This window comes from Paraburkholderia sp. Tr-20389, from assembly GCF_017104565.1.
Taxonomy (GTDB): domain Bacteria; phylum Pseudomonadota; class Gammaproteobacteria; order Burkholderiales; family Burkholderiaceae; genus Paraburkholderia.
The window spans coordinates 1-22,000 of the sequence record NZ_JAAGPD010000046.1; the positions used below are offsets into that span (position 1 = coordinate 1).

The 22,000-nt window shown below is 62.2% G+C and carries 20 protein-coding genes; 9 read left to right on the plus strand and 11 right to left on the minus strand.

All coding sequences use genetic code 11. The annotated features are described in order from the left end of the window. The 6 genes from G3N95_RS32240 to G3N95_RS32265 all read right to left on the minus strand — a co-directional run. Positions 1-126 (minus strand): CoA transferase (locus G3N95_RS32240; RefSeq protein WP_205806409.1); only part of this gene is annotated, 126 nt, incomplete at its 3' end. Between the two features lie 960 nt (positions 127-1,086). Beyond that, on the minus strand, positions 1,087-1,314 hold the full coding sequence (locus G3N95_RS32245) for a hypothetical protein (RefSeq protein WP_205974148.1): 228 nt from the start codon (positions 1,312-1,314) through the stop codon (positions 1,087-1,089). Positions 1,315-1,427: 113 nt separating this feature from the next. Continuing rightward, positions 1,428-1,859 carry a PAS domain-containing protein gene (locus G3N95_RS32250; protein WP_205974149.1) on the minus strand — a complete coding sequence of 144 codons (432 nt, stop codon included), beginning with the start codon at positions 1,857-1,859 and terminating at the stop codon, positions 1,428-1,430. Between the two features lie 121 nt (positions 1,860-1,980). Next, positions 1,981-3,231 carry a formyl-CoA transferase gene (gene frc / locus G3N95_RS32255; RefSeq protein ID WP_205974150.1) on the minus strand — a complete coding sequence of 417 codons (1,251 nt, stop codon included), beginning with the start codon at positions 3,229-3,231 and terminating at the stop codon, positions 1,981-1,983. A gap of 26 nt (positions 3,232-3,257) precedes the next feature. Next, positions 3,258-4,997: an oxalyl-CoA decarboxylase gene (gene oxc, locus G3N95_RS32260; RefSeq protein WP_205974151.1), complete on the minus strand. Its 1,740-nt coding sequence runs from the start codon at positions 4,995-4,997 to the stop codon at positions 3,258-3,260. 231 nt (positions 4,998-5,228) lie between these two features. Beyond that, positions 5,229-5,948 carry a GntR family transcriptional regulator gene (locus G3N95_RS32265; protein ID WP_205974152.1) on the minus strand — a complete coding sequence of 240 codons (720 nt, stop codon included), beginning with the start codon at positions 5,946-5,948 and terminating at the stop codon, positions 5,229-5,231. 278 nt (positions 5,949-6,226) lie between these two features. Between G3N95_RS32265 and G3N95_RS32270 the strand changes: the two genes are divergently transcribed. Next, a complete protein-coding gene (locus tag G3N95_RS32270) occupies positions 6,227-6,601 on the plus strand; it encodes a hypothetical protein (protein WP_346778430.1) in 375 nt (124 codons plus the stop codon). A gap of 799 nt (positions 6,602-7,400) precedes the next feature. Here the strand turns inward: G3N95_RS32270 and oxlT are convergent. The 4 genes from oxlT to G3N95_RS32290 form a co-directional block, all read right to left on the minus strand. Then, positions 7,401-8,717 carry an oxalate/formate MFS antiporter gene (gene oxlT, locus G3N95_RS32275; protein ID WP_205974153.1) on the minus strand — a complete coding sequence of 439 codons (1,317 nt, stop codon included), beginning with the start codon at positions 8,715-8,717 and terminating at the stop codon, positions 7,401-7,403. Between the two features lie 455 nt (positions 8,718-9,172). Further along, entirely contained in the window at positions 9,173-9,892 is a 720-nt protein-coding gene (locus G3N95_RS32280; protein WP_205974154.1) for a GntR family transcriptional regulator, read from the minus strand. Positions 9,893-10,089: 197 nt separating this feature from the next. After that, complete coding sequence (locus G3N95_RS32285) at positions 10,090-10,389, minus strand: hypothetical protein (RefSeq protein WP_205974155.1); 300 nt, start codon at positions 10,387-10,389, stop codon at positions 10,090-10,092. 69 nt (positions 10,390-10,458) lie between these two features. After that, positions 10,459-11,190 (minus strand): hypothetical protein, encoded by a 732-nt coding sequence (locus tag G3N95_RS32290; RefSeq protein WP_346778431.1) that lies wholly within the window; start codon positions 11,188-11,190, stop codon positions 10,459-10,461. A 168-nt stretch (positions 11,191-11,358) separates the two neighbouring features. Between G3N95_RS32290 and G3N95_RS32295 the strand changes: the two genes are divergently transcribed. Beyond that, a complete protein-coding gene (locus tag G3N95_RS32295) occupies positions 11,359-12,714 on the plus strand; it encodes a metallophosphoesterase (protein WP_205974156.1) in 1,356 nt (451 codons plus the stop codon). Positions 12,715-12,730: 16 nt separating this feature from the next. On the opposite strand, the gene G3N95_RS32300 is transcribed toward G3N95_RS32295, so the two are convergent. Next, complete coding sequence (locus tag G3N95_RS32300; protein WP_205974157.1) at positions 12,731-13,084, minus strand: DUF1428 domain-containing protein; 354 nt, start codon at positions 13,082-13,084, stop codon at positions 12,731-12,733. A 204-nt stretch (positions 13,085-13,288) separates the two neighbouring features. On the opposite strand from G3N95_RS32300, the gene G3N95_RS32305 reads away from it, so the two are divergent. From G3N95_RS32305 to G3N95_RS32335, 7 genes are all read left to right on the plus strand, one after another. Continuing rightward, the gene (locus G3N95_RS32305; RefSeq protein WP_205974158.1) at positions 13,289-13,675 is read left to right on the plus strand and encodes a DUF2946 domain-containing protein; all 387 of its coding nucleotides are present in this window, start codon (positions 13,289-13,291) and stop codon (positions 13,673-13,675) included. A gap of 104 nt (positions 13,676-13,779) precedes the next feature. Continuing rightward, positions 13,780-14,661 carry a hypothetical protein gene (locus G3N95_RS32310; RefSeq protein WP_205974159.1) on the plus strand — a complete coding sequence of 294 codons (882 nt, stop codon included), beginning with the start codon at positions 13,780-13,782 and terminating at the stop codon, positions 14,659-14,661. A 13-nt stretch (positions 14,662-14,674) separates the two neighbouring features. Continuing rightward, entirely contained in the window at positions 14,675-15,043 is a 369-nt protein-coding gene (locus tag G3N95_RS32315) for a copper resistance CopC family protein (protein ID WP_205974160.1), read from the plus strand. 214 nt (positions 15,044-15,257) lie between these two features. Then, the gene (locus G3N95_RS32320; RefSeq protein ID WP_205974161.1) at positions 15,258-16,727 is read left to right on the plus strand and encodes a mechanosensitive ion channel family protein; all 1,470 of its coding nucleotides are present in this window, start codon (positions 15,258-15,260) and stop codon (positions 16,725-16,727) included. A gap of 775 nt (positions 16,728-17,502) precedes the next feature. Then, positions 17,503-18,219 carry an ABC transporter ATP-binding protein gene (locus G3N95_RS32325; RefSeq protein ID WP_205974162.1) on the plus strand — a complete coding sequence of 239 codons (717 nt, stop codon included), beginning with the start codon at positions 17,503-17,505 and terminating at the stop codon, positions 18,217-18,219. Continuing rightward, positions 18,212-20,785: an FtsX-like permease family protein gene (locus G3N95_RS32330; RefSeq protein ID WP_205974163.1), complete on the plus strand. Its 2,574-nt coding sequence runs from the start codon at positions 18,212-18,214 to the stop codon at positions 20,783-20,785. Before G3N95_RS32325 ends, G3N95_RS32330 begins: the two co-directional genes overlap by 8 nt. Further along, the gene (locus G3N95_RS32335) at positions 20,785-21,888 is read left to right on the plus strand and encodes a carotenoid 1,2-hydratase (protein ID WP_205974164.1); all 1,104 of its coding nucleotides are present in this window, start codon (positions 20,785-20,787) and stop codon (positions 21,886-21,888) included. Before G3N95_RS32330 ends, G3N95_RS32335 begins: the two co-directional genes overlap by 1 nt. Positions 21,889-22,000: the final 112 nt, after the last annotated feature.

Genomic DNA, 22,000 nt, shown 5'->3' on the forward strand with positions numbered 1-22,000 from the left:
GCCGGCGCCGGCGCGCTCCACCTTGATCACATCCGCGCCGAACCACGCGAGCAACTGCGTGCAGGTCGGGCCTGATTGCACATGCGTGAAATCGAGAATGCGCACACCGTCGAGTGCCTTGCCCATGCTACGTCTCCCATCATCGTTGAATGCTTGCCGCTGGCGCTGCTCGTGTTCCGGGGGGGTGCTTCCCTCCGCGTCGAACCCGCCTGATATGTGATATATCGTATTTACAGGTCGCTATTTGGGCAAGCTTTTTCCCCAGTTTTTGAGCGGGGATAAACCCCAGGGTGTTTTTTGCTTGAGGTGCGATGTCGCCTCGGGCGGCGAGCGGCTTTTTGTTGGTTTTCGCGAGGCGTTTTCGGATGTGCTTTTTCGCTGGCATCCGCGTGGCGCCTACGCGGCGCGGGCGTTGCCCCTGTGCGGGGCGGCACCTACTTTTCTTTGCAGCGGCAAAGAAAAGTAGGCAAAAGAAAGCCGCTCACACCGCCAACTCTTGACGTTTACCCACGGGCCTCCCACGTCCCTACACTTCGCACGGCAACTTGCAACGAGATCTCCGTTGCAATCGCGCTGATCCAGCGCCTCATCCATTTCATGCAACGACGTCGAAGCCCACAATATGGAAAATCCCCGCCCCACGTGGCAAACGACGTAAGAGGGCCTTCGCGCAGCATCGGGCACCATCGCAAGAGAACGGTTTTCTGTCCGTGCCGTGGCCTGAACGGCATGGCGACCTACACACAGTTTGCCACCTGGGCGGCGCAAACGATTCGCTGCCGCTGGCTACGCTATGGGTGAGTGAAGTGGGTGATGCGCCTGTTCAATGCGTTGGCAACGGCGTCAAATAGCGCGATGCCGCGCGAAGGACGGGGACACGTTGAGAGCCCCTGGGCAAACGTCAAGGATTGGCGGTGTGAGCGGCTTTCTTTTGCCTACTTTTCTTTGCCGCTGCAAAGAAAAGTAGGTGCCGCCCCGCACAGGGGCAACGCCAGCAAACCAAAGACATAGCGCGGATGCCAGCGAAGCGAAAACCCCAAAAACCCAGGATGGCGACTGCGTCGCAGACAAAAAAACCTACACCGCCTACGGCGAAATAATAGCCACAACAGCGCCGCGCGCAGCGGCAATAGCAGCTGCCTCAGTGGCAAAAACAGTCTGATCGACAACCTGTTGAAAAGGCAAAACGGCAATGGGCGCCTCAGCCCCATCATCGAGCTTACGGACGGCAGCAAAAGCAGCCCACCCACCGTTATGAATGAACTGCATCGCAGACAGTTCGAGCTGGTAAGGTCCAAAGTTTTCTACACGCATCGATATTCTCCGTGCGATCGCCACGACGGCGATGAACAAGATATAAACGACTGCGCGAAGCGCAAAGCGGCCCGTTACGTGACCGCCTTCAGGCAACAATACAAAACGACACCTCAGGCGCCGACACGCGCCTCAAGTTCCGCGATGCGCTTGCGCAGACTGCGGTCTTCCTGGAAGCGCGCGGTCTCATCGCGGATCACCGCAACGATGCCCGTCAACTCGCGCTCGGGTGAGTAAAGCAATGCAACGGTAAAAGCAATGGACAGCGCACGGCCATCCTTGTGAACGGAAGGCACACGCAACAGGTCGTGACCATAGCGCGTCTGTCCCGTCGCCATGGTCTTCTCATAGCCTTCCCAATGACGCCCGCGAAGACGTTCGGGAATGATCAGATCGAGCGATTTGCCGAGTGCTTCTTCCTGCGTGAAGCCGAACATGCGCTCGGCTGCGGGATTCCACAGCGTGATCGCGCCGCTCTTGTCCGAGATCACGACGGCATCGCCGATCACGTTCACCAGCTGTTCATAGTCGATGGCTGCTTGCATATAGGGGCTCGTGTGTAATTTGACTTAGCTGCCGCTCAGTTGAAAACAGCGCCACGCCGGCGCTGTTCAGCGGACCGCGCTGCCTTCATTGCAGCGCAGTCCATTCAAACGCCTCCTGTGATTACACCACCTTCGCTTCCCGCATGTTGGCGATCTGCTCGAAGCTGTAACCGAGGCCCGCGAGCACTTCTTCCGTGTGCTCGCCGAGCAGCGGCGAACCCGTGATCTCCGGCTTCATGTCCGAGAACTTGATCGGGCTGCCGACCGTCAGGTACTTGCCGCGCGCCTTGTGGTCCACTTCCACGATCGTGCCGCTCTTGCGCAGCGATTCATCTGCCGCGATTTCCTTCATCGACAGAACCGGCGAGCACGGAATATCGAACTTGCGCAGGATGTCGACCGCTTCGAACTTCGTCTTGTCGGCGAGCCACTGTTCGATCGTGTTGAAGATATCGAAGATGTGCGGCTGACGTGCCTGCGCCGTCTTGTAGGCCGGATCGTCGATCCATTCCGGCTTGCCGATTGCACGGCAGATCGGCTCCCATGCGTGGCCCTGCACCGTGAAGTAGATGTACGCGTTCGGATCCGTTTCCCAGCCCTTGCACTTCAGCACCCAGCCCGGCTGACCGCCGCCGCCTGCATTGCCGCCGCGCGGCACGACATCGGTGAACTCGCCGTGCGGGTACTGCGGATATTCTTCGAGGTAGCCGATGCGGTCCAGACGCTGCTGGTCGCGCAGCTTCACGCGGCACAGGTTGATCACGCTGTCCTGCATCGACACGGCCACCTTCTGGCCCTTGCCCGTCTTGTCGCGGCCGATCAGCGCCGTGAGAATGCCGATGGCAAGGTGCATACCCGTGTTGCTGTCGCCGAGCGCCGCTGCGCTGACCGTCGGCGGGCCGTCCCAGAAGCCCGTCGTCGATGCGGCGCCGCCTGCGCACTGCGCGACGTTTTCATAGACCTTCAGGTCGTCGTAGTGGTGGCCGTCGCTGAAGCCCTTGACCGAGGCGACGATCATCTTCGGATTCAGTTCGTTGATGCGCTCCCACGTGAAGCCCATGCGGTCCAGCGCGCCCGGTGCGAAGTTCTCGACCAGCACGTCCGATTCCTTGATCAGGCGTTCGAGCACTTCCTTGCCGTCCTGCGTCTTCGTGTCGAGCGTCAGCGAACGCTTGTTGCTGTTGAGCATCGTGAAGTACAACGCGTCGGCTTCGGGAATGTCGCGCAACTGGTTGCGTGTCACGTCGCCAGCACCGGGACGTTCGACCTTGATCACATCCGCGCCGAACCAGGCAAGCAACTGGGTGCACGCCGGACCTGCCTGGACGTGCGTGAAGTCGATGATCTTGACGCCTTCGAGTGGTTTGCTCACTTTTGTATCTCCGTGATGGGCTGCTGTTACTTTTTCATTGCCGCGCTTTGCGGGTTCAGATTGGTCAGGCGTCCGCTTTCCGTGCCCGCCGCTTCGTCGATCACTGCGTTGATGAGCGTCGGCTTGCCGGAAGCGATGGATTCCTTCACGGCCTTCTCAAGCTCTTCAGGCGTCGTCACGTTGTAGCCGATGCCGCCGAATGCCTCGATCATCTTGTCGTAGCGCGCATCCTTGACGAACACGGTCGGCGCAACGTCCTTGCCGCCCGTCGGGTTCACGTCGGTGCCGCGATACACGCCGTTGTTGTTGAAGATGATCGTGCACACGGGCAACTCGTAACGGCAGATCGTTTCGAGTTCCATGCCGCTGAAGCCGAACGCGCTATCGCCTTCGATCGCCAGCACCTGCTTGCCGCTCGTCACGGCCGCGCCGATCGCGAAGCCCATGCCGATGCCCATCACGCCCCACGTACCCGAGTCGAAGCGCTTGCGCGGCTGGTACATGTCGATGATGGCGCGCGCGTAATCCAGCGTGTTCGCGCCTTCGTTCACCACGTTGATGTCCGGGTTCTCCTTGACGATGTCGCGCAGCACGCGCAGTGCGCTGTGGAAGTTCATCGGCGACGGACTCTTCGCGAGCGTCGCGGCCATCTTTTCGAGGTTCGTGTTCTTCTTCTGGCTGACGGCGTCGAGCCATTCCTTCGGCGGCTGCGGGAAGTTGTCGCCGACCTGATCGAGCAGCGATGCGACGCACGAACCGATGTCACCGACGATCGGTGCCGCGATCGCGACGTTGCTGTCCATTTCCTGCGCCGAGATGTCAATCTGCACGAACTGCTTCGGCTTGCCCCACGTCTTGCCCTTGCCGTGCGCCAGCAGCCAGTTCAGACGCGCGCCGATCAGCACGACGACGTCGGATTCGGCGAGCACGAACGAACGCGCCGCGGAAGCCGATTGCTCGTGCGTGTCGGGCAGCAGACCCTTCGCCATCGACATCGGAAGATACGGAATGCCCGTCTTCTCGATGAATGCGCGGATTTCCTTATCGGCCTGCGAGTACGATGCGCCCTTGCCGAGCAACACCAGCGGACGCTTCGCGCCCTTCAGCAGATCGATGGCGCGCTTGACGGAATCCGGTGCGGGCAGTTGACGCGGCGCGGCGTCGATCACACGGACGATCGACTGCTTCGCCTTGACGGCGTCGATGGTCTGCGCCAGCAGCTTCGCGGGCAGATCGAGATACACGCCGCCCGGGCGGCCCGACACGGCAGCGCGGATCGCGCGTGCGAGGCCGATGCCGATGTCCTCTGCGTGCAGCACGCGATACGCAGCCTTCGCATATGGCTTCGCTGCGTTCAGCTGATCCATTTCTTCGTAGTCGCCTTGCTGCAGGTCGACGATTTCGCGTTCGCTCGATCCGCTGATCAGGATCATCGGGAAGCAGTTGGTCGTCGCGTTGGCGAGTGCCGTGAGGCCATTCAGGAAGCCCGGCGCGGACACCGTGAGGCAGATGCCTGGCTTTTGCGTCATGTAGCCGGCGATGGCGGCTGCATGACCTGCGTGCTGTTCGTGACGGAAACCGATAAAGCGCATTCCTTCGGCTTGCGCGAGGCGCGCGAGGTCGGTGATAGGAATGCCGACCAGACCAAAAATGGTGTCGATATCGTTCGCTTTCAGCGCATCGATGACGAGGTGGAACCCGTCCGTCGTTTGTTGTGCGTTCTCTTCAGCGGATTCTTGCGGTCTGATCTCAAGTACATCTGCCATGACGTCTCCTCCTTGGCCGGGTGTTGTGTGGCGTCTCGTGATATACAATATTCCAAACACAATATTAGTCAACGAATTTTTGCGGGTGCTACTGGGTGTTGCTGCATTGCAAAAGGTCTCGCGGGCTTTGTGTCTGAAGGGTTTGGGCGCCTGAATCGTGCGATGCATCAAGCGTCCGTACGGGATAGTCCTGGGGTCGCGTTACGTCGTTTGTGTCGTGTGACGGCGGCCTTAGTCCAGAAAATCGCAATGTGTTTCGACATACAGCGCGAGGTCGAGCGAATGCTGACGCACGAGCGTTTCGACCTGCTCGGTGTCGCGCGCCTCGAGCGCCTCGATGATGCGCATGTGGTCCTCGATCGAACGCGATGCGCGGTCGCTCTGCGCGATCGTCATGCGGCGTATCGCGCGCACGTGCATGAAGATGTTCTTGATCGTATCGAGGATGATCTGCGAGCCGGACAGTTCGACGAGCGCCTGATGAAACGCGATGTTCACCTCGCTGTACTCCTCGATGTGATCGGTCGGCGTCGCGGAATGGAAGTCGTCGAACATGGCCCGCAGCTTCGCGATGTCGGCGCTCGACGCCCGTTGGGTCGCGAGGCGCGCCGCGACGCTTTCCAACGCGGCCCACATGCAGATCATCTCGACGATCTCTTTCTTGGTCTTGCGCAGGATGTAGACGCCGCGGCGCGGCACCGTGCGCAGGAAGCCCTCCTGTTCGAGCAGCGTCATCGCCTCGCGCACGGGCGTGCGGCTCACGCCGAGCGCTTCGGTCAGTTCCTTCTCATCCAGACGCACTTCTTCACGCGAGTGATAGATGTCGGTGTTGGCAATCGCCTGCTTGAGCCGCGCGTACGCCTGATCGCGCAGCGAAGCCGTCGCGTTGATCGGCGTGAGGTTCAGGCTCAACGGGACCGCGCGGACATTTTCTTGCGTGTCGGTGGACATGGTCGACGTGTCTCCTCGATGTCGAAAACGGTGATGGCCCACTCGACGGACGCCGGATACGGGGTGGTCGTTGAGCCTTTCTGCGTGTCTGCGTATACCGCTTTGTATATGTGCAATACTGTATATCACATATCTATCCGCGACCAATTCTCCTGCACCCTAGGTTTGCAGCGGTCTTTCCATACATGTTAGTTAATGGTTTTCAAAGAAAACTTTAACTATCGTGAATTGATTGATTTGCCTATGCTGTCTTCACGGCAATCGATGACATGGAGGGGATGATGCGCAACGCACACGATCAACACCGGACCGACTACGACCACGCGGTCGAGATGCAGCTGTGCGCGTTCAATAGCGCGTTTGCAGATCTCGGTCTGCGGTTCCGCTGGGACGCTGAGACGCTGACGTCGCTTGCGACGATCGATGGCGAGCATGCTCGCGTGGTGGCCTATCTTCAGGCGCAGCAGGCGCATTTGCTGAATGCGTATAGCGCTGAGTTTTTGTGTGCGGCCATTCTGGCCAAGAAGAGCGCGCATACGGCTGCTGTTTTGCCGACTCAGGCATCTGTCGATGCGGGTCGTGCCCGGCCGTCGGTGTTTTCTATCTCGCGGTATTTCGCCGATGATGGTGTGCCGGCGTTGGCGGGGGCTTAAGGTTTTTCGCCTGCGGCGCGGCGTTGCCGGTTTGGTTTTTTGCTTTTGGTTTTGGTTTTGCTCTCTTGGCTTTGGCTTTTCGCTGGCATCCGCGTTTTGCCTTCGCAGTTCTAGCGTCGCCCCTGTGCGGGGCGGCACCTACTTTTCTTTGCAGCGGCAAAGAAAAGTAGGCAAAAGAAAGCCGCTCACACCGCTAATCCTTCTTCCTGCCTGCGGGCCCCCTACGGGTCCCGCACTTCAAACGGCACCACATCATTTTGCGCCCGTTGCCAGCGCGTTGAAGCGACGCATCCCCCACTCCAATCACCCGCAGGATAGCCAGCGGCAGCGAATGATCCGCGCCGCCCAGGTGGCAAACTGTGTGTAGGTTATCGCACCGTATGCGTTCGCGCTTCTACGACACCGATCCCGCTTTTCAGTCCGGAGTGGTGCATTTCCGTCGTGACGACCTACACACAGTTTGCCACCTAGGCGGCGGTGGAGGCCTGATAACGCAGTCCGTGACGCGGGAGTGCGAAGCGGGGGATGCGTGCAGTTAGCACGCTGGCAACGCACATGAATTAGCGCGATGCCGCGCACAGGACGGGGACGTTGAGAGCCCCTGGGCGAACGTCAAGGATTGGCGGGGTTAGCGGCTTTCTTTTGCCTACTTTTCTTTGCCGCTGCAAAGAAAAGTAGGTGCCGCCCCGCACAGGGGCGACGCTAGAACGACGAAGGCAAAGCGCGGATGCCAGCGAAAAGCAAAAGCAAAAAGCAAAAACAAAAACCCAAACCGGCACCGCCGCGTCGCAGACAACAATCACTCGCCAGAAGTCGCGCTCAACCGCGACGCACTCGCCGAAGAGGAACTCGCGGCACTCCCCTCGATCCACCGAGCCCGCATCGGCGCCAGCACGAATTTCGCCGAGACGCCGGCAGCAATCGTAATCACAGCCGACACGATGAACACGAGATTCCACCCACCTGCAGCCGACAGCACCGAAGCCAGCGGCACGAGCAAAGCAGCCGTTCCCTTGGCGGTATACAACGTGCCCGCATTCGATGCGGCAAACTTGCTGCCGAACGTGTCCGCGCAAATCGCCGGAAAGATCGAGAAGATCTCGCCCCAGAACAGGAAGATCAACGCAGCGAACGTCATGAACGCATAAGGATTCTGGCCATACTGCATCATGCCCAGCAGTGCGAGCCCTTCGCCGATGAAGATCGCGAACATCGTGTTCTCACGGCCGATCTTGTCCGAGATGAAGCCGCACAGCGGACGCGTAAAGCCATTGCAGATGTTGTCGATCGACAATGTCATCGTCAGCAGCGGCAGCGTCATGCCGAACATCGTCATCGGCAGCTTCGCGAGGCCCCAATCCTTTGCGATCGGACCGATCTGCGCCGTCGCCATCAGACCGCCCGCCGCTACCGCGACAAACGACACATAGATCACCCAGAACACCGGCGTCTTGATCATCTGACCCGGCGTGTAGTCCACCTTGCTCACCGCGAACTTGCGCTTCACGTTGCCCGTCGCACGCGCCACCGGCTTGTGCAGCAACAGCGCCAGCACCAGAATCGCGACGCCCTGCAGAATGCCGAAGAACTGGAACGTGTGCTCGTAACCCGAGCGCGTAATCATGTTCGCAATTGGAACCACGGTGACGGCAGCGCCTGCACCGAAGCCCGCAGCCGTCAGACCGGCAGCAAGACCACGCTTGTCCGGAAACCACTTCAGCGCATTGCCCACGCACGTGCCATACACGCCGCCCGCGCCGATGCCGGCGATCACGGAGCCAATGTACAGCTCGGGCAGCGTCGTCGCATGCGCGAACATCATCCACGCGAGGCCCGCGCAGATCGCGCCGCCCGCCACGACGGGACGCGGACCGAAACGGTCGACGAGCCAGCCTTCAACGGGCACGAGCCACGTTTCCGTGAGAATGAAGATCGAGAACGCAAGCTGAATCGATGCTTCGCCCCAGTGATGCCGCGCATTCATCGGCGCAACAAAGAGCGTCCAGGCGTATTGAAGGTTAGCGACCAGCGCCATGCACAGCATGCCGATCACCAGCTGACACCAACGGTTTGAGAGCATGCCGCTCCCCGTCGCCTGTCGGGTGTTTCCATTCATGAGCATCGTCTCCGCTTTCTATATTGTGTCGATGCTGGCCGCGCCATTCGTGACAGCGCCGCTGCATCCGCCTTACTGGTTTTCTTCTACCCGGCGTTGGGGACTTTCGACAGACCTGCGTAGTTAACCATTCAAACAGGTTGTCAGTCTTTACATTTTTATTCCAGCAGCCTGCGGATTTTCCCCAATGCGATGCACATGAATGCGCATTCGCACGCGTTAACCCTTATGTCAGACCACTACCGGGCGAATCCATCGTAAGGTGCCGCGGCGGATTGCGAATAATTAAAGAAAGTTATCGACACTATTCGCGATCGTTTATGGATGCGATGGCGCGGGGCGCGCAGAGGAGCATGCTGCTTGGCAATGAGGGAAGACGCGAACATCCTGGAAGGATGTCCGCGATAGATCAACAGCGGATCAACGGCAGGCGTGACTTGCCCGCAGGATTACGCTCAGTCGAGGAAGTCGCAATTCGCTTCGATGAATGCGGCAAGATCGAGCGAGTGCTGGCGCGTCAGACGCTCGGCGAGTTCGGTGTCTCGCTTTTCCAGTGCTTCGATGATGCGCAGGTGATCGACGATCGAGCGCGACGCGCGGTCGCTCTGCGAAATCGTCATGCGCCGGATCGCGCGCACATGGATGAAGATGTTCTTGATCGTGTCGAGAATGATCTGCGACTTCGACAGTTCCACGATCGCCTGATGGAACGCGATGTTTGCATCCGAGTACTCGGCGATATGCTCGGCCGGCGTCGAATCGCGGAACTGGTCGAACATGTGGCGCAGCCTCGCGATCTCCTCGTCGGTGGCATGCAATGTCGCGAGACGCGCGGCCATGCTTTCCAGCGCGGCCCACATCTGGATCATCTCGACGATCTCGCGCTTGCTCTTGCGCACAATGTAGATGCCGCGACGCGGTATCGTGCGCACGAACCCTTCCTGCTCGAGCAGCGTCATCGCCTCGCGCACGGGCGTGCGGCTCACACCCAGCGATTCACTCAGCGCGCGGTCGTCGAGACGAATCTCTTCGCGCGACGCGTAGATATCGGCATCGGCGATCGCCTGACGCAGCATCGCGTATGCGCGGTCGCGCAGGCTGGCACTGGTGCCGATGGGTTGCAATGACAGGGTAAACGGCGTGGCCGCTGGCTGGCTGTCCAGTTCTGACGACATGCATCGCCTCTGATCCGGTCGGTGCGAAGTGAGCACCGTAAGTTGACTCGAGCGGCGTACTGCGCCGCCTCCGTATCCGCGTGTTGCCTGCTGCCGTCGCCGTCACGCGGACTCTGAATGTATTTAGTATATCAGCGTGTGAGGTATTGTCGACGTCAGCCGCATGCACACTGGCCCGGCGCGGCGCGAAACCGCGATCAGGGATTGGGAACCGTCGACGCGGCGCCCGTCGCGGCCGCCGTCAATGCTTCGGGCGCCGCAGACGCCTCGCGCGGCGCTTCAAGCGCTATCGTGCCGCATTGAAGCCGGCCGTTGTCGCTGGATTCGAGTTCGGCGGCGTTCAGGTTGGCGCAGGCCGCATCGACGATCGTGCCGATATCGTGCCGGTTGCGCTCACGCGCGGCGTGCTTCATTTCGGCGTGGAGCCAACCGCTAAAACTGAAAACGGCGAACACGGCAAGGGCGGAAAGGACGGACTCGGTCTTGGTCAAACGCATCTTCGTTATGGCTTTGCATGAGGGACGGCCATTCACGTTATCGGCAGCGGCGCGGAAAGCTTGAATGCATCAACACACGTCGTAGAAGCCTTCAAACAGCGCGATGGGCGCATCGACGGCCAGCGCGCGCAACGGAAAACATTGCGCGATCTCGTGCACGCCTGTTTGCCGCGCGAGCCGTTCGAGGAATAGCGCCCTCATGTCCGGCCTCACGTTGCCGTGCCGGTCGAGGAATTGCCCCCACAGCGACATGCTCTGAAAGCGCGACGATAATTCGCGCGCCGTATCTATATAGCCGGAGGGAAAGAGCCTGCGATAAGCGGGCAGATTGTAAAGCCACGACGTGCCCAGAACGCGTTGTATCGCCCGGCGCGTTTGCCGGATGCGCTCGACATGATCGAATAACGCGCGTAATTCGGCGCGCCTTGCACCGATACGCTCGCTGCTCAGTGGCGAGCAATCATGCGACTCCGTATTGGCGAAATGCAGTCGAATGGCGTCATTGCCCGCATTCGAGAATGAAAAGCAGCCGAATGTCGCAACCAGCAAAGGCGGCGGCACATGGGGTCGCGTGAGAAAGAAACGCCAACTCCACTCCACAGGCTCCGCTGCATTGGACAACCCGTCGATATAAATTCGCCACACAGGATGGTTAGTATCGAATTCGCGGCCCAATCCGAAGCGAATATAGAAATTCGTGTAATGCAGCAGCGCCTGCTCGCACGGCACGCCCGACATAGCGGCAACGCGTTCGGCAAATTGCCATTGCAGTTCGAAAAATGCCCGGCTATACCTGATCACGCGTCGCCCTTCATGCAAATTGCGTCGAGCCAATCGTCTTGATGTTAGCTGAAATGATCCTTTGGCTTGCCGACGGCCTCAATAGCACCAACATTACCGCCGGCTTTCAAACGCCGAATAGAAATCTGCAAACCGGCATACACACATCTATTCATTGGAGCGCGTCACATGGCCGCCGAACCTGGGAGTTTCCGCGATCGGTTCGTCTCGCTGTTTCAGTCAGCCGTCGATCAGGTCGTGCGCAACACGACGCCTTCCACGGCGCTCGTCACGCGGCCCGGCACGGACAACGCGCTCGTCAATGCAGCCGCGGCAATCGGCTCGCTGACATCATCGCAGGTGCCGGGACAGACACCGTTGCCCGACACCGCGCCCGGCGGCATCGCGCAGGACGCATGGACCTGCGCGAAGATGGGCTTCGCGCTGTTGCAGGCTCGCGCCCGCGGCGATACGGCGGGTGCGTCCAGCATCGAGGACGACCTCCGCTTCAACGTCTGCGATCCGGCCTGGATCAAGGTCATCGAGAGCTACGTGGCGTTCTTCGGGCCCGACGGCAAGGGTGCGTCGATTCCGTATCGGCGCGCGGCCACGATCGGGCCCGTCACGCTGCCGCTGAAAGCGGGAGCAACCGTCGCGCTGATCGCCGACTGGGGCACGGGCACACAAGTCGCCGTCGATCTGCTGGAACAGGCGGCGCTGCAGAATCCCGATGTCGTGATCCATCTCGGCGACATCTACTATTCGGGCACGCCGGAGGAATGCGACGCGAACTTCAGGAACATCGTCGACACGGTACTCGCGCGCAGCACGAACGACGTACCCGTCTACACGCTCGCCGGCAATCACGACATGTATTCCGGCGGCGCCGGCTATTACGGGCTGATCGACACGCTCAACGATCACGCGCGCCGTCAGCCCGCGAGTTTCTTCTGTCTGCGCAATGACGACTGGCAGTTCATCGCGATGGATACGGGGCTGCACGATTACATCCCGATTGTCGGCAATGAAATGCTGACGTTCCTCGAAAAAGACGAGGAAGACTGGATCACCGAACGCATCGCCGAATTCGGCGGCAAGACGATCCTGCTGTCGCATCATCAGCTGTTTTCGGCGCTGTCGCAGATCGGCCCGCTTCAGTCCGGCAACAAGCTCATCGCGCACAATCCGAAGCTGCTGCCGAGCTTCCAGCGTTTCGCGCAAGCCGCGAAGCAACCCATCTCCGCATGGTTCTGGGGCCACGAGCATAACCTGAGCATCTATCAGCCGTATCTCGGACTGAACCGCGGACGCTGCATCGGGCACGGCGCCGTGCCCGTGCTCGCCGACGGTCCGGAGAATGCGCCTGATCCGCGCATCGTCAATCCGCCCGCGCTGCAAGGCGTCTTGCTGAAGGAGGCGAACAAGGTCTACATGCACGGCTTCACGATCATCCGGCTCGGGCAAGGCGCACAGCATGCACAGGCGTCGGCGGAATACTACGAAAGCAGCGACGGCACGACGCCCATGTTCACGGAAATGCTCTAGCGCTTCATCGACGCATTCATACCTCGACGATCACTTCGAAGCCGCCGTAGATCAGCCGCTTGCCGTCGAACGGCATGGTCATCACGTCGGGTTGAAGGCGCGGATCGGCCATGACTTTTTTCATGCCTTCGTCGCGCACCGCGCGCGAAGGCCATTCGACCCACGAGAACACCACCACTTCGTCCGGCTCGCGCTTCACGGCCATCGGAAACGATGTGAGCTTGCCTTCGGGCACATCGTCGCCCCAGCATTCGACGACCTTCAGCGCACCATATTCCCTGAACACCCCTGCCGCAGTAGTAGCATGCCTGCGGTAAAGATCGCGATTCTCCGCCTTGACCGCAACGACGAACCCGTCCACATAATTCATTGCAACGCTCCTTTGCGATGTTGTCGGAACCCGGGCATAAACAGCGTGACTGCCCGGTCCTATACACACGACGAACGAGCCGATAGCGAATCGACAGCCTCGCGAAGATTCTCACGTTCGAATACGCGATTGCGCCTCGCAGCGCACGCCGGTGTCATAATTCCGCGCAGCGTCGCGTAGACGGTTCCACAACACGGTTTCAACATGTCGAGTCAGTTCCATCGGAAGATTGGCAGCATCATCGGATTGCTCGCGATCCTGATGGCGACGCTCGCGCCCACTGTTTCGCAGGCTATCGCGGCGAAGCGCGGCGCCTATGATCCCGCCGCCGCGCTCTGCTCGGCGCAAACGGCCAGTCCCGCCGACGCACAAGAGGACAATCCCACCGACACCCACACTCTGGCATCGCACTGGCACGCATGCGGCTATTGCAGTCTGCTCACGCATGTTCCCGTGCTGCCCGCGTCACCGTCGGCCTTCGCGCTGACGGTGACCGTCATCTCGCAGCGTGTCGCGACACGTTTCGAAAGCGTCGCGCTGATTGCGCCGTTCGAGGCTGCGCAACCGCGCGCGCCGCCCATTTCTCTCTGAGTCGATTTTGCGTTGCGGCTGCGCCGACAGGGTGCAGCCGTTCTCGCGCGTGCCGCTTCGCCTCGCGCAAGCGGTCCGCGCACGCCCCTGCTCAGGATGAACCGATGAACAACCGACACCACAGGCGCGGCGCGTTGCCGCTCGCCTGCTGCATGCTTGCAGCCCTGCTCTTGCCTTCCGTCACCCACGCCCATGCGATCGCCGGCGACCGCGTCTTCCCCGCCACGATGGCTGTCGACGACCCGGGCGTCGGCGACGAACTCAATCTGCAATACGGCCATCAGCGCGTGCCCGGCGACGACGGCGACCAGAGCGTCAACACCTTCAGCTTCGAATACGACAAGCTGATCACGCCGCGGCTCGCGGTGTCGATCTCAGGCGCGTATGTCGGGCAGAACAATCCGACCGCGCATGGCTTCGACAACTTTGGCGTCGGCGTCAAATATCTGCTGTACGTCAACGACGCGCACGAGTTCATGACGTCGGTCGGCTTCGACGCGGATCTGGGCGGCACGGGCAGCCACGCGATCGGCGAGAGCTTCTCGACCCTCTCGCCGACGATCTTCGCCGGCAAGGGCTTCGGCGACCTGCCCGATTCGCTCGCGTATCTGCGCCCAATCGCGATCACCGGCGAAGCAGGCCCTGCGTTCACAACGGGCGCCGGCCAGCCGAACGCGTTCAACTACGGCGTGACCGTGCAATACAGCCTGCCGTATCTGCAACAGCATGTGCGCGACGTCGGCTTGCCGCAGCCGCTCGCGAACCTGATCCCCATCGTCGAAATTCCGTTGTCGCGCAGCCAGGGGCAAACCACGGGCACGGTGAACCCCGGCGTCATCTGGATCAACCGCTATGGTCAGTTCGGCATCGAAGCGCAGATTCCCGTCAATCGCGCGAGCGGTTCGCACGTCGGCGTACTCGTGCAGGCGCACCTCTTCTTCGACGACATCGCGCCGACCACGATCGGCAAGCCGCTCTTCCACTAACGAGGACACGATCATGAACAACACGACTCGATGCGCGGCAGCGCTCGCGCTTTCACTCGCGCTCGCGCTGGCGCCCCTCGCCGCGCGAGCCCATGTGTTTCCACAGAAGCAGGACCCCGGCGCGGGCGCGACCGTCGAAGCGCCGGCGAAGGTGACCATCGCGTTCGACGGTCCGCTCGAACCGGCATTCAGTTCGCTGACCGTGACGGATGCATCGGGCAAGCAGGTGAACACGGCGAAATCGACGGTCGATGCGCAACATCCTGACGTCGCTTCCGTCGCGCTTCCGACGTTGGCCGCGGGCAAATACACCGTGCATTGGGTGGCCGTGGCATCGGACGGCCATCGCACGCACGGCGACTACTCGTTCAACGTGAAGTGACATAGCGAGGCATGCCTCGCGGTTCACCGAAGGACGCACCGGGTTCACGGACCTCTGCTGCGCGGCAATAAAAAATGACGTAAAAACTGGGCTCGCGTGTGCAGCGACGGCGTCATGGCAATGGCCATGACGCCGCGTCGAGAGAGGCCGTGCTACTGTCGCTGCACATGTGTTGCATGTCCTGTCGACTGTCCAATCCCGCTTTGGAGTGTGCGTGAACAATCCGCTGATTTTCGGCTTTGCGCTCGTCGCAATCGATGTCGTGATCTGGCGTTGCGCGATACCCAAGAACGAAGTGGCGCGGCTGCTGGTGCGCCTGTGCGTGTATGCCGCGTTCAGCTCGCTGCTGTTCAGCTCGGGCTTGAGCCCGTTCTCGCAGGCACCGTATGCGGATTCGAAGCCGCTGCACGTGCTCGGTCAGGTGCTGGAAGTCATCTGGTGGCTGATGGGCGCACGCCTGCTCAGCATGGCGCTCGACACGCTGCTGCTGCCGAAGACCTGGCGCCGTCAACGGCTCTTTCAGGACGTATTCGGCGCGCTCGTGTTTCTCGCGGCCGTCGTCGCCGCGCTCGGCTTCGTGCTGGAGTTGCCCGTGCGCGGGCTCGTCGCCACATCGGGTGCGCTCGCCATCGTGCTGGGCCTTGCGATCCAGAGCACGCTCAGCGACGTATTCGCGGGCATCGTGATCAACACGACGGAGCCGTATCACATCGGCAACTGGGTTTCCATCGACGGCGTCGAGGGCAAGGTGCTGGAGATGAACTGGCGCGCGACGCATCTGCTGACGTCGCAGGGCAACATCGTGATCGTGCCGAACGCCGTCGCGGCGAAGGCGAAGATCACGAACAGCAGCCGGCCGCCGACGCTGCACGGCGTGACCATTCTGCTCGAGATCACACCCGAGGCCCGGCCTGGCACCGTGCTGGCCGCACTCGAAGCCGCGCTCGCGGGCGTGCGCGCGGTGCTTGCCGACCCGGCGCCGTATGCGCTCGTGAAGCGGACGAGCGCCGTGTCCGTCACCTACGAAGCGACCGCGTATGTCGACGACATGGGCAAGAAGCTCGCGGTCACGAACGAGCTTTACGACCTGTGCTATCGCCAGCTCGAGGCAGCGGGTGTCGCGCTTCGTCCGCTGGGTGCCGGGTATGCGCAGCCGTTGGCGGCGCCTGCACCGGAAGCCGATCCGCGTATGAATCTGCTGCGTCGGGTGGAGATGTTTGCAGCGTTGACGCAGGACGAACTCAAGCGCCTTGCGCCGCTGCTTTCGCGCCGCGATTACGAACGGGGCGACACGGTGGTCACACCTGACAAGGTGCTTGACCAGTTGACGATCGTCGATTCGGGCGTGCTGTCCGTCGTGGCTGAAGATGCATCGGGTCCCGTCGAGGTGACGCGGCTCGGTCCCGGCGATGCGCTGGGGGAAGCGGGACTGCTGGCGGGCATGCCGGCGCGCGTGACGATTTCCGCGCTGACTGCGGCGACTGTTTTTCAGTTGAACAAGGATGATTTGACGCCTTTGCTGAAGGATAAGCCGGATGTGGCCCGGCTTATGTGCCAGATGCTTTCTCGCAGGCGGGATACGCTTGATAAGCTCGGGACGCCGACGCCTGTTGCCCAGTCGGAGCAGTCGGTGTTTCAGTGGTTGTTGGATGGGATGAAGAAGTTGCACGATCTGACGTTTTGAGTTTTTTATTGTCTGCGACGCAGTCGCCATTCTGGGTTTTTTATGTTTTGATTTTCGCTGGCATCCGCGATTTCATGTCGGTGTTCAGGCGTTGCCCCTGTGCGGGGCGGCACTTACTTTCTTTGCCGCCGCAAAGAAAGTAAGCAAAGAAAGCGGGCTAACACCGCCAGTGCTACTCGTTGCCTGCGGGCCCCCAGCCGTTCTTATGCTTCACGCGGCAACACGCTATTTTTCCGCCCGTCGCCAGCGTGCTAACTGCACGCCTCACCCACTTCACACTCCCTCGTCACGAACTGCGTTACCAGACGTCCACCGCCGCCCAGGTGGCAAACTGTGTGTAGGTCGTCACGACGGAAATGCACCACTCCGGACTGAAGAGCGGGATCGGTGTCGTAGAAGCGCGAACGCATGCGGTGCGATAACCTACACACAGTTTGCCACCTAGGCGGCGCAAACCATTCGCTGCCGCTGGCTGCGTTACGGGTGAGTGGAGTGGGTGATGAGCCTGTTCAACGCGCTGGCAACGGGCGGAAAAGGGTGCGTTGCCGTTTGAAGTGCGGGACCCGTTGGGGACCCGCAGGCAATCACTAGCACTGGCGGTGTTAGCGGCTTTCTTTTGCCTACTTTTCTTTGCCGCTGCAAAGAAAAGTAGGTGCCGCCCCGCACAGGGGCAACGCCAGCAAACCAAAGACATAGCGCGGATGCAAGTGAAAGAAAACCAGAAAACCAGAAAACCTGGAACCGCGACTACGTCGCAGACAAAAAAGAGCCCCCAATGCCCGCATCACCCACGCCAAAACCGCCATCATTAGAATGCCGCTCGCTGAGCAAAACCTACACAGCGACAAGAACGGTACTAGACCGGTTGGACTTCAAGCTCGCCGCAGGCGAATTCATAGCGATCATGGGCGACTCAGGCGTCGGCAAGTCGACGCTATTGAACCTGATCGCGGGCCTGGACCGCGCCGACTCCGGCGATGTGCTGATCGACGGCACACCGATCTCCACCCTCGACGACGACGCCGCAACGCGCCTGCGTCGCCAGAAACTCGGCTTCGTGTTTCAGGCCTTCCACGTGCTGCCGCATCTGACGCTCGCGCAAAACGTCGCGCTGCCGCTACTGCTGAACGGCCTCGCGCCGCAACGCGCCCACGACATGCTCGCAGCCGTAGGGCTCGCAGGACGCGACGACGACTTGCCCCGCCAGCTCTCGGGCGGCGAACTGCAACGCGTCGCGATTGCGCGCGCCCTCGTGCATCGCCCGACGCTGATTCTCGCCGACGAACCAACGGGCAATCTCGACCCCGACACCGCACACGAAGTGCTCGCGCTGTTGCGCGAAGAGACCAAGGCGAACGGCGCGGCCACGATGATGGTCACGCACTCGGAAGCCGCCGCCGCTTTCGCCGATCGCGTGCTCGTACTCAGCGACGGCAAGCTGCACGCAGCAGACAACCCGCAAGCACACGCGTTGCGCCCTTCGCATGAATGACGCCGCACTCGACGCAAGCAAGCCCGCACGCCACGGCCTGCGCACCCTCACCCGCTGGCTCCTCGCCGCCGAATGGCGCAGCCACAAAGGCCGCGCGCTCATCGCCATCGCGACGATCGCACTCGGCGTCGCGCTCGGCTATGCCGTTCAACTGATCAACAGCGCCGCGTTCAACGAGTTCTCAGCGGCAGCGCGCAGTCTGTCAGGCCAGGCTGACCTGCAGGTGCGCGGCGCACAGCCCACGTTCGACGAACGCGCCTATCCGCCGCTCGCGACCCAGGCCGGTGTCGCGCTCGCAAGCCCCGTGCTCGAACTCGACGTGACCGTGCCGAACCGCACTGCGCCGCTGAAAGTGCTCGGCATCGACGTGTTCCGCGCGCGCCGCATCGCGCCCGACCTGACGGGCGTGACGGACGGCGACACGCCGCTCGATGCGCTCGCCGACGACGCCATCTTTCTTTCGCCCGCGGCGCAGCAATGGCTCGGCGTGCGCATCGGCGACCCGGTGACGCTGCGAAGCGGCACGTCCGACGTGCGTCTGCGCGTCGCGGGCGGGATCGTGAGGGCGCGGCCCGGACAACGCATCGCGGTGATGGATATCGCTGCCGTGCAATGGCGTTTCGGGCGCATCGGCAAGCTGTCTCGCGTCGATCTGCAACTCGAACGAGGCGTCGATCGCGAACGCTTCCGGCGCGAGTTGCAGGATCGTCTCGGCAGCCGCTTCGTGGTGGGCGAGACGCACGATGTCGAAAGCCGCACTGACCGGCTGTCGCGCGCCTATCGGATCAACATGAACGTGCTCGCGCTCGTCGCGCTCTTCACGGGCGCGTTTCTCGTGTTCTCGACGCAGGCGCTCGGTGTGGTGCGGCGTCGCGCTCAATTCGCGATGCTGCGCGTGCTCGGCATCACGCGCGCGCAGTTGCTTCGGCAGATCCTGCTCGAAGGCGCGTTGCTCGGCACGCTCGGTTCGATTGCGGGCATCGCGCTCGGATTCGCGCTCGCCTATGTCGTGCTGCGCTTTTTCGGCAGCGATCTGGGTGGCGGCTATTTCCCGGGCGTGCAGCCGACTGTCGGCTTCGAGCCGCTTGCCAGCGCGATTTTCGTCGTGCTCGGCATCGGCGTGTCGCTGCTCGGCAGTCTCGTGCCAGCACTCGAAGCGGCGCGCGCGCATCCCGCGCCCGCGCTGAAGGCGGGCGGCGAAGAAGCCGCGCTCCACAAGCTCTCGACGCCCTGGCCCGCGCTCGTCTGCCTCGCGCTCGGCGTGGCGCTGACGCAAGCGCCGCCCGTGTTCGATGTGCCCGTTGCGGGTTATCTCGCCGTTGCGTTGCTGCTGATCGGCGGCATTGCGTTGATGCCGCGCGTCACGTCGATGCTGTTTCGCACCCTGAGTCGCGCAGGCAACGGACGGCGACGCTCACCTGCGACCGCGCTGGCGCTCGCGCGGCTCGCGAATGCGCCGGGCCAGGCATCGATTGCGATGGGCGGCGTGCTGTCGAGCTTCACGCTGATCGTCGCGATGGCGATCATGGTGGCGAGCTTTCGCGTGTCGGTCGAAGACTGGCTCGCGCATCTGCTGTCGGCCGACGTCTACGTGCGCGTCGCACCGAACGGCGACACGGGCGGCCTGAACCTGCAGCAACAAACGCTGCTCGCCGCTACGCACGGCGTCCGGCACGCGGCGTTCGCGCGCACGTCGCAGTTGACGCTCGATCCGTCGCGCCCGTCCGTCGCCTTGCTCGCGCGCGAAATCGATGCCGCCGATCCCGGCGCGAACCTGCAGATCACGGGCGCGCCCTTGCCGCCCGCCGCGTGGCGAGAGGGCGAGACGCCCGTGTGGGCGTCGGAAGCGATGGTCGATCTGTACGGCTATCGCGTCGGTCAACGGCTGACGCTGCCCATCGGAGAACACGGTACGCGCTTCGTGGTGGCGGGCATCTGGCGCGACTACGTGCGGCAAACGGGTGCGTTGCAAATCCGTCTTGCCGATTACCGGCGCCTGACGAGCGACACGAACGCCACCGAAGCCGCCCTCACACTCGCGCCCGGCGTGAGCGCAGCGCAGGCGATCGCCGCGTTGCGCACGCTGCCGTTCGCGGGCGCGCTCGAGTTCGCGCAACCCGGCGAGATCCGCGCGCGCACCTTGACCATCTTCGACCGCAGCTTTGCTGTCACCTATCTGCTGGAGGCCGTGGCCATCGTAATCGGACTGTTCGGCGTCGCCGCGACGTTTTCCGCGCAGACGCTCTCGCGTTCGCGCGAATTCGGCATGCTCCGTCACGTCGGCGTGACGCGCGCGCAGATTCTCGCGCTGCTCGCGACGGAAGGCGGGATGCTCACCGCCCTCGGCATCGCGATGGGTTGCGTGCTCGGCTTTGCGATCAGCCTGATTCTCGTGTTCGTCGTCAATCCGCAGTCGTTCCACTGGAGCATGTCGCTGCATGTGCCCTGGATGCTGCTGTCCGTGCTCGCGCTCGTGATGCTCGCGTCGTCGTGCACCACGGCCGTGGCGGCGGGCCGTCAGGCCGTTTCCGTCGATGCCGTGCGTGCGGTCAGGGAGGACTGGTGATGCGCTTTCGCTTATTCGCGTTGGCGTGTGCGTTCAGCGCATCGCTCGTATTCGCGGCCGAGCCGCAGTTCGCCGCCGTATCGCCAGGCAAGGCCATTGAACTGCCTGGCGATACGGGCGCGCATCCCGCGTATCGCACCGAATGGTGGTATGCGACGGGCTGGCTCGACACGCCTGATCACCAGCCGCTCGGCTTCCAGATCACCTTCTTCCGTTCGGCGACGGGCCACGCGGCAAACGATCCGAGCGCGTTTGCGCCGACGCAGCTGATCATCGCGCACGCCGCGCTGAGCGATCCGACGCTCGGGCGGCTCGTGCACGACCAGAAGATCGCGCGACAAGGCTTCGGACTCGCGTACGCGAAGCCAGGCAACACCGATGTCCGGCTCGACACCTGGCGCATGGTCCGCGCGCCGGACGGTCATTACGACGTGAGCGCCGACGCCGCCGGCTTCGCGCTGCATTTGACCTTCACGCCGACGCAGGCGCCGCTGCTTCAAGGCGACAACGGCTACTCACGCAAGGGACCGCTGGCGGAGCAGGCGAGCTACTACTACAGCGAGCCGCAGCTGCGCGTGACGGGCAGCGTCACGCGGCCCGCTGCCGATGGCGCGAGTCGCGCCGTCACGCCGACGCCCATCACGGGCAGCGCGTGGCTCGATCACGAATGGTCGAGCACGCTGCTCGCGTCCGATGCCGTCGGCTGGGACTGGCTCGGCGCGAACCTGTCGGACGGCGCCGCGCTGATGGCGTTCAAGGTGCGCGGCGCGGACGGGCACGCGGTGTGGGCGCACGCCGCGCTGCGCGCCGCCGACGGCCACATCACGCAGTACGGTCCCGGCGATGTCGACTTCACACCCACGCGCCAATGGCGCTCGCCGCGCACGGGCACGCTGTACCCCGTGGCGACCGTCGTCCGTACGGGCGACATCCGCTGGCAACTCGCGCCCTTGCTCGACGACCAGGAACTCGATTCGCGCGAATCGACGGGCGCGCTGTACTGGGAAGGCGCCGTCACCCTGAAGCGCGATGGGCAACAGGCGGGACACGGTTACCTCGAACTCACCGGCTATGGCAAAAAACTCAAGCTCGAACGGCGTTGAGGCCGGTCCTGCGGGCTTGCAAGGGTAAACCCTGAAATATGGAACAGTGACTTCCACCGGACGGGCTTAATCTTAAGCGGCTACTTACCTACACTGGCTTCACTGATTGCGA